Source organism: Pyramidobacter sp. CG50-2 (assembly GCF_003612005.1).
Taxonomy (GTDB): Bacteria; Synergistota; Synergistia; order Synergistales; family Dethiosulfovibrionaceae; genus Pyramidobacter.
On the sequence record NZ_RAWT01000002.1, the window covers coordinates 1 to 14107 of the forward strand.

At 56.3% G+C, this 14107-nt stretch carries 12 protein-coding genes and 2 tRNA genes; 12 read left to right on the forward strand and 2 right to left on the reverse strand.

What is annotated here, in order from left to right; all coding sequences use genetic code 11:
- Nucleotides 1-202 precede the first annotated feature (202 nt).
- Nucleotides 203-802: a sulfurtransferase-like selenium metabolism protein YedF gene (gene yedF / locus D7D26_RS00500; protein WP_120371614.1), complete on the reverse strand. Its 600-nt coding sequence runs from the start codon at nt 800-802 to the stop codon at nt 203-205.
- A gap of 152 nt (nt 803-954) precedes the next feature.
- Here yedF and selA point away from each other — a divergent pair, with 152 nt between their 5' ends.
- The 8 genes from selA to D7D26_RS00540 all read left to right on the forward strand — a co-directional run bounded on the left by selA (nt 955) and on the right by D7D26_RS00540 (nt 8793).
- Nucleotides 955-2340 carry an L-seryl-tRNA(Sec) selenium transferase gene (gene selA, locus D7D26_RS00505; RefSeq protein WP_120371615.1) on the forward strand — a complete coding sequence of 462 codons (1386 nt, stop codon included), beginning with the start codon at nt 955-957 and terminating at the stop codon, nt 2338-2340.
- Nucleotides 2337-4256 (forward strand): selenocysteine-specific translation elongation factor, encoded by a 1920-nt coding sequence (gene selB / locus D7D26_RS00510; protein ID WP_120371616.1) that lies wholly within the window; start codon nt 2337-2339, stop codon nt 4254-4256. The genes selA and selB overlap by 4 nt, the downstream gene beginning before the upstream one ends.
- Nucleotides 4257-4552: 296 nt before the next feature.
- Nucleotides 4553-5188, forward strand: a complete 636-nt coding sequence (locus D7D26_RS00515) for a GHMP family kinase ATP-binding protein (RefSeq protein WP_120371617.1) — start codon at nt 4553-4555, stop codon at nt 5186-5188.
- Between the two features lie 31 nt (nt 5189-5219).
- Complete coding sequence (locus D7D26_RS00520) at nt 5220-6008, forward strand: phosphoribosyltransferase family protein (protein WP_078015159.1); 789 nt, start codon at nt 5220-5222, stop codon at nt 6006-6008.
- Nucleotides 6009-6083: 75 nt separating this feature from the next.
- Nucleotides 6084-6263, forward strand: coding sequence for a ferredoxin (locus D7D26_RS00525; RefSeq protein ID WP_078015158.1), 180 nt, complete (start codon nt 6084-6086; stop codon nt 6261-6263).
- A gap of 30 nt (nt 6264-6293) precedes the next feature.
- Nucleotides 6294-6368 (forward strand) — tRNA-Ile (locus tag D7D26_RS00530).
- A 183-nt stretch (nt 6369-6551) separates the two neighbouring features.
- Nucleotides 6552-8090 (forward strand): DUF1538 domain-containing protein, encoded by a 1539-nt coding sequence (locus tag D7D26_RS00535; protein WP_233543412.1) that lies wholly within the window; start codon nt 6552-6554, stop codon nt 8088-8090.
- Nucleotides 8083-8793 (forward strand): hypothetical protein, encoded by a 711-nt coding sequence (locus D7D26_RS00540; RefSeq protein ID WP_120371619.1) that lies wholly within the window; start codon nt 8083-8085, stop codon nt 8791-8793. The genes D7D26_RS00535 and D7D26_RS00540 overlap by 8 nt, the downstream gene beginning before the upstream one ends.
- Nucleotides 8794-8985: 192 nt before the next feature.
- Here D7D26_RS00540 and D7D26_RS00545 read toward each other — a convergent pair.
- Nucleotides 8986-9060 (reverse strand) — tRNA-Val (locus D7D26_RS00545).
- A gap of 176 nt (nt 9061-9236) precedes the next feature.
- Between D7D26_RS00545 and D7D26_RS00550 the strand changes: the two genes are divergently transcribed.
- The 4 genes from D7D26_RS00550 (at nt 9237) to D7D26_RS00565 (ending at nt 14088) form a co-directional block, all read left to right on the forward strand.
- Entirely contained in the window at nt 9237-9668 is a 432-nt protein-coding gene (locus D7D26_RS00550; protein WP_078015155.1) for a hypothetical protein, read from the forward strand.
- 120 nt (nt 9669-9788) lie between these two features.
- Nucleotides 9789-11447: a carbon starvation CstA family protein gene (locus D7D26_RS00555; RefSeq protein ID WP_120371620.1), complete on the forward strand. Its 1659-nt coding sequence runs from the start codon at nt 9789-9791 to the stop codon at nt 11445-11447.
- Nucleotides 11448-11909: 462 nt separating this feature from the next.
- Entirely contained in the window at nt 11910-12845 is a 936-nt protein-coding gene (locus D7D26_RS00560; RefSeq protein WP_120371621.1) for a 1-phosphofructokinase family hexose kinase, read from the forward strand.
- Nucleotides 12846-13143: 298 nt separating this feature from the next.
- Nucleotides 13144-14088, forward strand: coding sequence for a M48 family metallopeptidase (locus D7D26_RS00565; protein ID WP_233543418.1), 945 nt, complete (start codon nt 13144-13146; stop codon nt 14086-14088).
- Nucleotides 14089-14107: the final 19 nt, after the last annotated feature.

Here is a 14107-nt window from a genome sequence, read left to right on the forward strand (position 1 = left end):
TGATCCTGCGGTTATCGTATTTTGCCGGGCGTCCACGTTGACCTGATTTCGGGTGTTCGGGCGGCAGCATTCTCTTGGTTCGATTCCACTCGCTGGAGGTCAGTTCATATCTTCTCTCTTCCATGAGAAAAGTTTAAGCGATTGGATCGATTTAGGCAACTTTGACGTTTTTTAAACAAGCCCTAGATTTGCAGTTGGGAATTTATAGAGAAAGAGTATTGCAGGCAAGCAAAGTGGAAACGATCTCGAACATGTTGGAGACGATCCCGACTCCGACTTTTTCCATCAGGCCGAAGTGCTTCAGGCAGGTCCCGCAGACAAGCACCGTGCCGCCCCGCGCCACATAATCGCGAAGCGTTTCGGCGCTGGACGTGCCCCGCTCCGCAAGCGTGACGCCCTCGTTCATCAGGGCGATGACTGACGGGCGTTCGTTTTCGTCGTACTGCACCAGCGTGCCGAGGAAGGCTTTCATCAGCACTTCGCCAAGCTCCGGATCGTCGCCGCCGATCCTGCTGTGAGCGATGAAAACGGCGTTCTTCAGCTTGGCCGACGGCACGAGATCGCCGCCGCAGGCTGCGGGGGCCGGCAGCGAACCGTCGCGGGTGCCGGTCACGGTGAAATCTGTGCCTTCTCCGCTGACAACGGCTTTGTAGCCCCTGCTTTCGAAGAAGCGCGAGACGTTCTGCGTGGCCGGGACGTTGTCCACGCGCACGGCGACGGCGTCAGGATTGTCGGCGACGGCGTTCTTGGTCATGATCACGGGTTCGGGGCAGGCTTTGCCTCTGGCATCGATTTGAATCATCTTTTTTCCTCCAATTCCGATATTCGTGAGATAATAAATGACAACAATAATGATTATAGCATTCAAGGTTGAAAATGCTACTCGAAATTTACTGTGGGAGCGTGTTCATATTGGTTAAGAAGCAGCGTAAGGTCGAGTCCGTCCAGGAGTTGATGCGTTCACTCCCTTCCATGGAAAAAATCCTCACCGACGGCCGCTTGGGCGAATTCGGCGGCATTATCGACCGCGACAGTCTCAAGCGTCTGTGCCGCGACGCTCTGGAACGCTGGCGCGACATGATCCTCGACAGAGAGGTGCTGAATTTTGACGACGACGTTTTTTTTGCGGAACTGCGTCAGGAGTTGAAACGCCGGCTGCGTCCCAGTTTGCGTCCCGTGCTGAATTGCACCGGCGTCGTGGTGCACACGAATCTCGGACGCTCCTGCCTTTCCGCCGAAGCGGCCGAGGCGGCGCGCGCCGCCGCCTGCGGGTACAGCACGCTCGAGTACAATCTCGAAAGCGGCGCGCGCGGGCAGAGAAATTTCCACGTGGAATGGCTCCTTTGCCAGCTGACGGGAGCCGAAGCCGCGCTCGTCGTGAACAACAACGCGGGCGCGGTGCTGCTGGTGCTCGCCGCGCTGGCCGGCAAAAAGGAAGCGGTCGTGTCCCGCGGGGAGCTGGTGGAGATCGGCGGCTCGTTCCGCATCCCCGACATCATGAGTTTCGCCGGGACCCGCCTGGTGGAGGTCGGCTGCACGAACCGCACTCATCTGAAGGATTACGAAAACGCGATCGGCGAAGAGACGGCGATGCTGCTCAAAGTCCATCCGTCGAATTTCCGCATCACGGGGTACGTGTCCCTGCCGCTTCGGGAGGATCTGGCCGAACTGGCCCACGCTAAGGGACTGATGATGGTGGAGGATCTGGGAAGCGGCATTCTTGTGGACGCTCAGACGCTGGGGCTCGAGGGCGAGCCGACCGTGAACGAGTGTCTGAAAGCCGGCGTCGATGTCGTCACTTTTTCGGGCGACAAGCTTCTCGGCGGTCCGCAGATTGGCGCCATCGTCGGCAAGAAAGAGATCGTCGACCGGATCCGCAAATACCCGCTGCTGCGCGCTCTGCGCTGCGACAAAATGACGCTGGCGGCCATGGAAGCGACGCTTCGCCTCTATCTTCGCGGCGATTGGAAAAAGATTCCTTCGCTCGGCATGATCGCCGTTCCCGCGGACGAACTGAAAGCCCGCGCCGTCCGGTTGAAAAAAAGGATCGATGCCGAACTGGCCGATTTCTGTCTGCAGACGAAAGTCGTGCCGGTCGAAGACGCGGTCGGCGGCGGCGCTTATCCGGAACGTCCGCTGCCGGGCTGGGCGGTTTCGCTGCTTCCGGCCAACGAGAATTTAAACGCCGGCATTCTGCAGGAACGCCTGCGCCGCTGTACTCTGCCCGTCGTCGCCGGAGCGCGCAGCAATGAGCTTTTGCTCCATATGCGCACGCTCCCGGCCGAGAACGAGAGCGTCTTGATGAATTCGCTGAGAGAAGCTCTGGTGACGGAACGATGAGCCGGTGCGAAATTTCGCTCGTGGTCGGAACCGCGGGGCACATCGACCATGGCAAAACGCAGTTGGTCAAAGCTCTGACGGGAATCGACTGCGATCGTTTGGGCGAAGAGAAAAAACGCGGCATCACGATCGAACTGGGATTCGCGCCGCTGGTCCTGCCCAGCGAGCGCGTGATCAGCCTGATCGACGTTCCCGGTCATGACCGTTTCATCCGGCAGATGGTGTCGGGAGCTTCCGGCGTCGACGCGGTCATGCTGGTCGTCGCTGCGGACGAAGGCGTGATGCCGCAGACGCGGGAACATCTGGACATCCTGTGCCTGCTTGGCGTTCAGCACGGCATCGTCGCCATCACGAAAAAGGATCTGGTCGACGAAGAGATGCTCGCACTCGTCGAAGAGGACGTCCGCACTCTGACGGCCGGCACGTTCCTCGAGGGCTGCCCGGTCGTGAGCGTCTCTTCGGTGACCGGCGCCGGCATCGACGAATTACGGCGCGCGCTGGAGCGTCTGGTGGATCAGGTAAAGCCGCGGGAGCGCAGCGGCGCTTACTTCATGCCGATCGACCGAGCGTTTCCCGTGGCGGGATTCGGCACGGTCGTCACCGGTACGGCCTACAAAGGGAGCATTGCTCCCGGCGAGGAGATCGAAGTCTATCCTTCCGGGCGGAGATCGCGCGTGCGCTCGGTGCAGGTCCACGGGAAAACCGTCGAGTCCGCCTATGCCGGACAGCGCGTCGCCATGTGCCTGAACGATCTCGATCTGAATGAGATCCGGCACGGCGACGTCGTCTGCGCGGACGGCGTCTACAAAGCGACATCGTGTCTTGACGTGATGCTCAAACTGCTCGGCTTCGTTCCCGAACCTCTGGAACATTGGCAGCGCGTCCGGCTTCACATCGGCACGTCCGACGTCCTGGCCAGAGTTTCCCTGCTCGACGAAAAAAATCTCCGTCCCGGTCAGACCGCCCCCGTTCAGCTGGTTCTGGAAGAGCCGGTGGTCGCTTCGCTGGGGCAGCGCTTTGTGATCCGCTTTTACAGCCCGCTGCGGACGATCGGCGGCGGAGAAGTGCTCGTCCCCTATGCGAGCCGCCCCTCGGGCAGGAAACGCCGCGAATCGGAACGCGACCGTCTGGTCGCGCTCAGCGGGACGTTGACCCGCGAGGAACGGGTCGGCGCGATCGTGAACTTCGAGGGGAGCCTTTCCATGAGCGAACTCATGGTGCAGGCGCAAGAGCGCCGTCAGGACCTTGCCGCGGTCCTCGAGAAGCTGGAAAGCGGCGGCAAATTGGTGCGTCTCCACGTCGGCGACGGCATGATCTTTTCGGCGGAAAGCTATCGGAACGCCGTGGAAAAACTTCGTGCCGCAGCGAAGGCGTTCCATGCCGCTTATCCGCACCAGCGCGGGATCGCGCCGGAATCGCTGATCAATCAGGTCTTCTCTGAGTCGGAACGGAAAATCGGCCGCCTGATCCTGGAAAAGGCCGTCGAGCAGAGCCGGTTCAGAGTTGACGGAGACGTGCTGGCGCTGCCGAAGTTTGCAGCCGTCGACGACTCTGCGTACAGCGAGGCGCGGAAAAAACTGCTGGATCATTGTTCCAGGTGCGGTTTTCAGCTGCCGGAAATCGAGGCTTTGCCGAAAAACCTGAACATGACGGCCGGAGATTTTAGAAAACTGCTGGATCAGCTGAAAAAGAACAATGAAGTCGTCGTTCTTGAAGGGACGTTTGTCCTCGCGGTCGAGATTCTCAATCCGCTTCTGGCCCGGCTGAGCCGGATCGAGGGAGGGTTCACGCTGGCGCAAGTGCGGGATTTGACGGGCAGCAGCCGCAAGTTCGTCCTGCCTGTCCTTGAGTACATGGACGGAAGAGGGATCACGCGGCGTGTCGGCGAAAAGAGAATTCTCTTGAAAAAAGACTAAAAAGCAGAGTCTTCTCCGGAATGAAGAGGCGTTGATTATTTCAAAAAGAGGCTCCGGCCTCTTTTTTTGTCGCAGCGTGCAGGAGGCTGATCGAGGTGGAATTTCGGAACTGCTGGGCCAAGATAAATCTGTCTTTGCGAGTTGTGGGCAGGCTGCAATCCGGTTATCATGACCTGTGCTCCGTCTTTTTCAAAATCGGGCCGGTTGATTGCTTGACAATTAATGAGGATGTAGAGGATAATGTAAGGGTAATTTTTAGCCGGACAAAGTCAGGCATCCAGGGACGCAATATTCTTTTGAAAGCGCTGGACAGGATCCGTGCTGCGGGCATCGCCGTACCGCCGCTGGACATGTGCCTCGAGAAAAGAGTGCCGCCGGGAACGGGGCTGGGCGGCGGCAGCGGCGACGCCGCCGCGCTTTTGGATTATCTGGCGTCGGCGGGGTATCCCGTGGGACGATTCGCTGCGGAGATCGGCGCCGACGTTCCGTTTCTGCTCAGCCGGGTTTCTGCGGCGCTTGCGCGGGGGGCGGGGGAAAAACTCTCGCCGCTGCAGGCCTCCCCAGCCCAATGGCGAGTCGTCGTCGCCATACCGACGTGGCGTTGTGTGACGGCCGATATGTTTGCCAGACTGGACGAATATTTTCATGACGGATGGAAAAGCACGAGCGAGCGGGCGTGCTCGGAAGCGCGTCAAGTTTTTGACCGGCTTGTGCGCGGAGAGTTCTGCGGCCTGCTGCCGAACGATTTTTCCGATCTGCTTTTAAGGGAACGCGGCGAATATCGAGCGCTTTTTGCCGATTTTTATCGGAGCGGGGCCATCGCCTGGGGAATCAGCGGCAGCGGCAGCTCTGCCTTTGCCTTGTGGAATAAGAACGACTTTCGCGGTTTCAGCACCGCGTTGCCCTGGGTGGAGGACGTGCTTGTTTTTTGAATCGATCGAAAAAGAAAAGGTGTGACACGACATGAAAGGTCAGCGTACGGAACGGCTTATTCGTATAACTTCCAAATTTCTTTCTTCCCCGTCATGTCAGATTTCACTGACCGGTCTGGCCAATGAGTTCGGAGTTTCGAAGACGGTGATCAGCGACGACGTGTCCATGGTGAACGACGCCCTGACGCGGGAAGGGTACGGCCGTCTGGTCGTAGATCGCGGCCGTACCGGCGGGGCTTTTCTCGTCCCCGCGTTGTCCTCGGAACGCCGCGAAGAGTTTTTGAAGAACGTCGCGAAAATCCTTTCCGCTCCCAGTCGTTTGCTGCCGGGAGGGCTGATCTATTATGCGGACATCCTCTTCAATCCGGTTTATACGGATGTCTTGGGATTGGCTTTCGCTTCGGATTTCAAAGATCTTCATCCCTCTCTGATCATGACCTCGGAGGTGAAAGGGATCCCCCTTGGACTGGCGACGGCCAGGGCTTTGGGCGTGCCTCTGGCGGTGTGCCGCTTTCGAAACCGCGCCAGCGATGGGCCGGCCGTCTGCGTGCATTATCCGACGCAGAGCGGCGAAGTCCGCTCAATGTATATGGGGACGAAAGTCCTTTCGCCCGGCGACAAAGTGCTTCTGATCGACGACTTCATGCACGGCGGCAGCACTGCTGCCGGAATGGTTCAGGTCGTGCATGAATTTCGCGCGGAATTGGTCGGTATGGGCGTGTTTATCGCCGTGGACGAGCCGGAGGAAAAAGCCGTCGGCGAATATAAAGCTTTGCTGAGGCTCTCTTTGCATGGCGAAGAGCGCGTTTCGCTCTTCTGAACTCCGGGTGGATGATGGGTTGACTCATGTCGTGGCGCTGGTTATAATTGTGCGTCGTGGGAAGGGGACTGGCTCATGTTTGTGACCCTAGATACGGAGAAGTGCATTGGCTGCGGCGTCTGCGTGCAAATCGCGCCGGACGTTTTTTCTCTCGACGAGGAGCGCGGCGTGGCGAAAGTCATTCGCCAGGAAGGCAATGCAGCGGTGGAACAGGCTGTGAAAAGCTGTCCGGTTTCGTGTATTGCGGTTGAATAACGTTCGTCGTCTGGCTGCATGATCTGAAGAGGGCCCATAGCTCAAGGGTAGAGCTGCCGGCTCATAACCGGGAGGTTCCAGGTTCGAACCCTGGTGGGCCCACCATTTGACTGTCAGTTGATTGAATTTCTCGAGAAACCTCGCTTGCGGCGAGGTTTTTTTGTTATACTGTGTGTGTCGCTTTGCGGCTCTCTCGGAACGCCACAAGGTTCGAGTTTTTAAAAGGAACACTTTTGTCAAAAATACAAAGCTGCCGTGTGCGGTAGCGTTTCAGGGAGGCTGAAGGCATTGAATAAGTTGAAGGGGAAGGTCGGCGAGGCGCTCAAGTCGGTTACGCCTATTTCTCTCTTGGTCGTCGCTCTGAGCGCATTGATCGTCCCCATGCCTGCGGAGATACTGATGCTTTTTCTTGTCGGCGCGGTGCTTTTGATCGTGGGGATGGGATTTTTTTCTCTCGGCGCGGACATGGCCATGATGCCGATGGGGGAGGGCGTCGGAAAGCAGATCACTCTGCTGCGCAAACTCTCCTTTGCCGTGCCCGTCTGTTTTTTGCTCGGTCTGATCACGACGATCGCCGAGCCGGATCTGCAGGTATTGGCCGGGCAGGTGCCGGCGGTTTCGGATTTTACGCTGATCATCACGGTTGCCGGCGGTGTCGGCGTTTTTCTTGTCATCGCGATGCTTCGCCCTCTGTTGAAGATCGATCTCGCTCACGTTTTGTTGTTTCTGTATGGGGTGGTTTTCCTTCTCGCGTACTTTACGCCGCAGTCGTTTATCCCCGTCGCTTTTGACGCCGGCGGCGTCACGACGGGACCGATCACCGTCCCGTTTATCATCTCTCTCGGCGTCGGCATGGCGTCGATGCGCCACGATGAATCGTCTCAGGAGGACAGCTTCGGTCTCGTGTCTCTCTGCAGCGTCGGCCCCATCTTGACGGTGATGCTCCTGGGGATGATCTATGATCCCCAGACAACGGCGGCATCCCAAACGATTGTGCCGATGGACAAGATGACTTCGATCGACATTGCCGAAAGCTTCTTTGTGAGAATTCCCGCTTATTTGAAAGAGGTCTCGCTCGCCTTGACGCCCGTTGTCGCTTTTTTTGTCGTTTTTCAAGGGATCTTTGCCCTTTTTCGCCGTGGCTCTCTGATCCGCATCGTCGTGGGGGTCGCCTATACGTTTATCGGGCTCGTGCTTTTCCTTACCGGCGTCAACGTCGGCTTCATGCCGGCCGGACACTTCATCGGCAAGTCGCTGGCCATGTCCGAGTACAGATGGCTGCTGTTGCCCCTCGGACTGATTATCGGTTATTATGTGGTCGACGCGGAGCCGGCCGTCCACGTTCTGAACAAGCAGGTCGAAGAGATTACCGGCGGCACCATCTCGCAACGAGCCATGCATGTCAGTTTGGCCTGCGGCGTGGCCTGCTCCGTTGCGTTTGCGATGTTGCGCGCGATTACGGGACTGTCCATTTACTGGATCATCATTCCGGGTTACGCGCTGGCGCTCGTTTTGACTTTTTTCGTTCCCCCTATTTTTACCGGGATCGCCTTCGACTCCGGCGGCGTTGCCAGCGGTCCCATGACGGCGACGTTTCTTCTGCCTTTGGCCATGGGCGCGTGCGAAGGCGCGGGCGGTTCCATCCTGACGGACGCGTTTGGCGTCGTTGCCATGGTGGCGATGACGCCGCTCATTTCGATCCAGATTCTTGGCGTGCTGTATAACATGCGTCTGAAGGCCGCTGCCAAACAGCCGCCGGTCAGTAAGGTCTACGACAACTTCGTTATTATCGAGTACACTCCAGAGGAGCTTGCCTATAATGACTGAGAAATTGCCCGTAATGGAACTCATGGTCACGATCGTTGACCGAACCAAAGCGGTCCAGGCCACAAATTTCTTCAAAGGAAAAAACGTTTCCCTGACGCTTTCCTGCTGGGGGAGGGGAACGGCGAGCACCGAGATCTTGGACATCCTGGGCATCGGCGAAAAGGAAAAAGTCGTTGTGTTCAGCTTGACCCCGCGCTCCTGGATCCCCGCCCTCATCACCCAGATCTCGGACGCCATGCAGCTTCGCAACGCCGGGCGAGGGATCCTTTTTACCATCCCGCTTTCATCCGTGAACCGGGGAATACCGCGTCGTTACCTGTCAGCCGTTCGTGAGAAAAAAAACGAGGAGCGCGTCATGTATAAGACTAACGAAAACAAATATGAATTGATCATTGTCAGCACAGAAGATGGTTTCGTCGATTCGATCATGAAATCCGCTCGGAACGCTGGCGCGCGCGGGGGGACCGTGATGAAGGCCCGCGCTGTGGGCGACGAAACTACGGAAAGTTTTTTTGGGCTGAAGCTGTATGATGAGATGGAAATCTTGACGATACTGGTCCAACGCGAAGAGAAAGCGAAGATCATGTCCGCCGTCAGCAGAACCCTGGCGGAGAAATCTCCGGAGAAAAGCACGATTTTTTCGGTGCCGGTCGATGATGTTGTAGGGGTTGGCGCGGATCTGGAGAATCTTGCCCCAGTATAATAAAGTAAGGAGAGAGCCCAATTCGTTCGTTTTATGGGCAGCACATGAGGCGCACGGAATATTAAAACTTTTGCGCGGTCCGGCATGTCGATTTTTATGTATTAATATGCTATACTGAAGCCGCGATAACAGCGGCTCGGAGAATAAAAAAATCCGCAAGACGATTCGTCTCACGGATTTGCTGGTTCCATATGGTGGGCGATACAGGGTTCGAACCTGTGACCTCTTCCGTGTGAAGGAAGCGCTCTTCCACTGAGCTAATCGCCCTTTTTGTTTGCAACGTATGAGATTATAAATGCTCTGTGCAATTTTTGCAACCCCCAAAAGAGAAAAGTTGCTTGTATACGGCGTTTTGCTTTTGTGGTAAGATTTGAAAAGTTAGATGGATAAAATACGCTGTATGCAGTCGAATGGATACCATATCGTGCAGGAGAGTGCCCGAGATGATCGATATGTCCTACTTAACGGGTGGAAAAATTTATTGGGACGACTGGCGTTTTGTACCATGGCAAAGTGGCAGCGCGTCGGGAGTTTATCGTCGGGTCGATTTCATAAAAGCGGGGCTGCTGGGCGAGGTGGGGCGGTATAAAGCTGATGATTATATTATCTGGAAATATGAGGATGGGGACCTTGAGTGTCTGTTTAAAAATGCCAGGCACCAAAAAGGCTTGATGCTTCAACGCTATATTTTTGTCCGCCCAGAAGGGAATACCACTTCAAGAAGCAAATCGTTCCGAATGGGATTCAACGGCTTTGTCGAGGTCTATCAGTATACCCCTCTGGGAGATTCATTGAAAAGACTGACCGATCTTACCCAGCTCATCGACGCGGCGCACAAATATGCCTTGGCTCATAAGGGGGAATCACCGGGATAAAACACAGGGGCGACGGAATCTCATGGGGTGAGTGCCGGTGGGGAAGCAGGTCCTCTCGGTTCACGATAGAAAAACGCCCAAGACGAAAGGGCGCAAAAATTGTATGGAGGTGTGTTTTATATGCTGTTCCCAATGATGTTTGGTATTTCTGCTGTCATATTTATCATCGGCTACATCGTTTATGGGCGCTTTATGGCGAATGTGTACGGCCTTTCCGACACGAACGAGACTCCTGCTGTCAAGTTCGAAGATGGGATCGACTATTGTCCTGCCCATCCGGCCGTCTTGCTGGGGCACCACTTTGCTTCGATTGCCGGCGCTGGACCCATCACGGGGCCCATCGCCGCAGCCATGAAGTTTGGCTGGCTGCCTACGATTTTATGGTGCGTCATCGGTTCGACCTTCCTCGGCGGACCTCACGACATGGGCGCCCTGGTTGCTTCTCTTCGCCACGACGGCCAGTCGATCGGCGCGGTCGTTGAAAAATGGATCGGCAAAACGGGGAAATTCCTTTTCCTGAGTTTTACCATCCTCACGCTGATCCTTGTCGTCGCCGTCTTCCTGGTCATGTCCGCCGGCACGTTTGCGGCTGATCCTGTCGTTGCGTTTGTCAGCTCTCTTTATATCATATTGGCGATTATCGCCGGCTTCATGATTTATCGCTGGCATGTTCCTCTCTGGGTTGTCACGATCGTCATGCTCGCTTTGATCGTCGGCGGCTGCGTCAAGGTGAACGCCGAGACGGCCCCTTGGCTGATCAACACCGTTTTTGCCCATGACATCAACTTCTGGAACGCGTTCCTCGGCGTTTATATTTTCTTTGCTTCCATCCTGCCGGTGTGGATGCTCCTTCAGCCCCGCGATTACCTTGCCTCTTACTTCCTGTATTTTGCCGTGGCCATCGGCGCGTACGGCATGTTCGCCGGCAGTGCGCTTGATTCCAAGACCGTTTCCGTAGTGGCTGCCAACGTCCGCTACTTCGGTTTCTCTTCCAGCGCCATGTGGCCTGCCATGTTCGTCCTGGTTGCCTGCGGCGCCATTTCCGGTTTCCATAGCCTCGTCGGCAGCGGCACGACGTCCAAGCAGCTTCGCAAGGAGAAGGATGCCGTTCTTGTCGGCTACGGCGCCATGCTGATCGAAGGTCTGGTGGCCGTCATCTCCATCGGTACGCTGATGGTGCTTGGCCTTGAAGGCGCAAAGGGACTTTCTCCCGTGCAGATTTTCTCGTTGGGGTTCGGTAAGTTCTCGACGCTTGTGGGACTTGACGCCACGTTCGGTGCCCGTTTGGGCGCCATTGCCATCAACAGCTTCCTGCTGACTTCTCTTGATACGGCGACTCGTCTGGCCCGCTATCAAGTCCAGGAGATTACCGGCGGCAAAGTCAGCATGTATCCTGCGACGGTTTTCGTTATCGTCCTCGCTCTTTGCCTGGTCTACACCAAGACTCACGATGTGAGCGGCAAGGTGATCGCGGCGTGGCTGGCGATCTGGCCGATTTTCGGCGCCGCCAACCAAATGGTCGCCGCTCTGAGCCTTCTGAGCATCGCGGCCTGGGTCAAGCTTGGCCTCAAAAAGAAGCATACTTTCGTGTATGCTCCCTTCTGGTTCATGCTTGTAACGACGGTCTTCTCGCTGATCATCGAGGTGAAGGAGCGGTTCGCGGTCGCTCAGCCCAACTATCTGCTTTCCTGCTTGGCGGTTATCCTCATCGTTCTGGGGATCGCCATGTCCATCGCGGGAATCAGGACCATGCATTCCAGCGAAAAACAAAGCGCCTGATGCAATTTAGAATTTAAACGGTACGAAAAAAATCTTCCTCTTCGGAGGAAGATTTTTTTTGTGAACGAAAAGAGTCTGTCTCATGCTCTTTCTCGGGCGAAAGACCGAATTACGAGGGGCCCCGAGACAGTCCAACCGATCGGACTGCCTCGACCATCGTGCGGTCTGCGCAGCTCGCTTTGTGAATCTCCTCCGCAGCGTCTCTGTATTCGGCATTTTAATCGAGAAATAGTATTATTTGTTCCGCCTTTTGATTTTCTCTGTCGCGGGGGTTGGGGATGTCATTCTCTGATTTTTCGTAAGGGCTGGTCCTGTTGAAGAAAACTGCCAAGTTGTTTCAGCGTCCATAAAACGTGGTATGATTTACCGTGAAGCGATTTTTTTCCGGAGATATTGTTTCCCCTTGTCGATCGAACGTCTGTGTAAAATTCTTGGTTGGGCCTGTCAGATGGAGGAATTACGATGATAGTGACTGTAACGCTGAACCCTTCGGTGGATGAAGAATATCTGCTTGACGAGATTGTTTTAGGCAGCTGGTCGCGGGCGAATTCTACCCTCAGGATGCCGGGGGGGCGAGGCATCAACGTTGCTCTGATGCTGACGCAATTGGGTTACAGTGCCGTGGCAATGGGGTTCCTGGCCGGTTTCAACGGCGAATACATTCGCGACGCGCTGCGCCGGGCAAATGTAACGACGAACTTTGTGCATATCCAGGGAGAGACGCGTACGAATGTTTATCTTTCCCTGAAAAATCCCGATGAGGGGACGAGCATTTACGAAAAAGGCCCTCTGGTCGACGACGAGGCGCGCAAAAGGTTTCTCATGAATTACAAGCGCATGATCAACAGAGCGTCAGCGGTCGTTATCGGCGGCTCCCTCCCGGCGGGAATGCCGAAAGAAACCTACAAGGAACTTTCGCTGATGGCCAAGGAAGCGGGCTTGCCGGTGTACATTGACGCCTATGGTTCTCCGTTTCTGATGGCTCTGGAGACGCAGCCCCGCATGGCGAAAGTTCCCGATACGCAGATCGAGCATCTGGCCGGCCGGCCGGTGGACTCTCTTGAGGCTTACGTCGAGGCCGCGCACAAAGTGCATGAGATGGGGATCCCCTGGAGCGTGGTCTCGTATCAGGTTTACGGCGATGTCTTTGCCACTTCTCATGGAACGTATCTTGCGAAGATGACGCGGGACAAGACCCAGGCCTTTCTGTTTACAGCGCGGGATGCTCTCGTCACCGGGATGGTGATCGCGGATGCCGAAGGGATGGATACGGAAGATTCGATTCGCTTCGCCATGGCTTGCGCGATTGAGAGCTCTACCCACGTGGACAGAAACGTGAAAGGGCGTGCGTCGATAGAATCGTATCTTGATAAAGTGACGCTGGAAAAGCTGGATTAAGGCTCGGCATCGATTAAAGACATCGGCGGCGCAGGGTTTCGAAGCGAAGCAAATCCTCCTGTGGGGAGCTCCTGCGGAGACCGGCATGGAGAACGTTGAAAGAAAAGAGGGATGATCCGTGTTCAGCCACAGAAAAAGCCAACGTTTCTGCATATTCGTTTTTTTGCTGTGCGGCCTGCTTGTCTGCGGCTGCACGGAGCCGGCCTCTGCGCGCAAGAAAAAGGAGTCGGGGATCGAAGCTTCCGTGAAGCGGGAAGTTGCCATTGGCGAGCGGGTTGCCGAAGAGATTGCCAAAAACATGGAATTTGTCGAAGATCCTCTTGTGACGGCTCGCGTGAGAGGCATTTTTAATCGTTTGACGCCCTGGGTGAAACGCCCGCTTCCATACAACGTCCATGTCGTGAAAGAAAAATCGCCGAATGCGTTCTGTATCCCCGGCGGCAATATCTATGTCACGACGGGGCTGATAGATTTCGTCAGGTCCGATGCAGAGCTCGCTTTCGTCATGGCTCATGAGTTGAGTCATGCCGACGGGAAACATGGGATCATCCAAATGGAGCGGAACCAGAAGCTCTCGCTTGCGGCTCTGGCGATCGCCGTCGCTTCGCGGGGGGCGGGCGCCGCGATGGTCCTTTCCAATGTGGCGGCCGTCGCCGTTTCGAACGCTTACAGCCGGGATCTTGAACAGGAAGCTGACCTCGGCGCGGTAACCATCTCCGAAAATGCGGGATATGACCTGTCCGCCGGCGTCACGGTCATGGAAAGTCTTGCCGCGGAAGAGCTGAAACAGCCCTGGGTCGATCCCGGCGTTTATCGCGACCATCCCAAGATATCGGAGCGTATCCGTTACATCGCCGGCGCTGTCGAAAGCAGAGGACATAAAATCCAGCGCAAAAACGTCCTCAAACTGCTGATCCCTCGGCTCAGCGAGGAGGAGAACAGGCTTGTGCTGAGAGTCGACGATACGGTGATCGTGCAGGCCCCGGCCTCTTCCGAATCCAGGCAGCTCTTTGAGGAGGCGCGGATGGTTCTGCGGCGGGCTCTGCAAATGGAGACCCCCGTCTATGATATTCGCGTCGACGAAGCTGGCGGCCGTCCGTCGGCGGTCTATATCGGGGTGAGCTGCGTTTTACGGGAACCCTTGCCCGAAGGAGCAGATTCTTTGGGGCACGTTCGTTTACAGCTCGTAAAGGCCTTGACGGAAGCGAGAAAGAAGCATCCGATGGCGAATTACAATCTGTAAGGCGAATGGGGAGCGATCG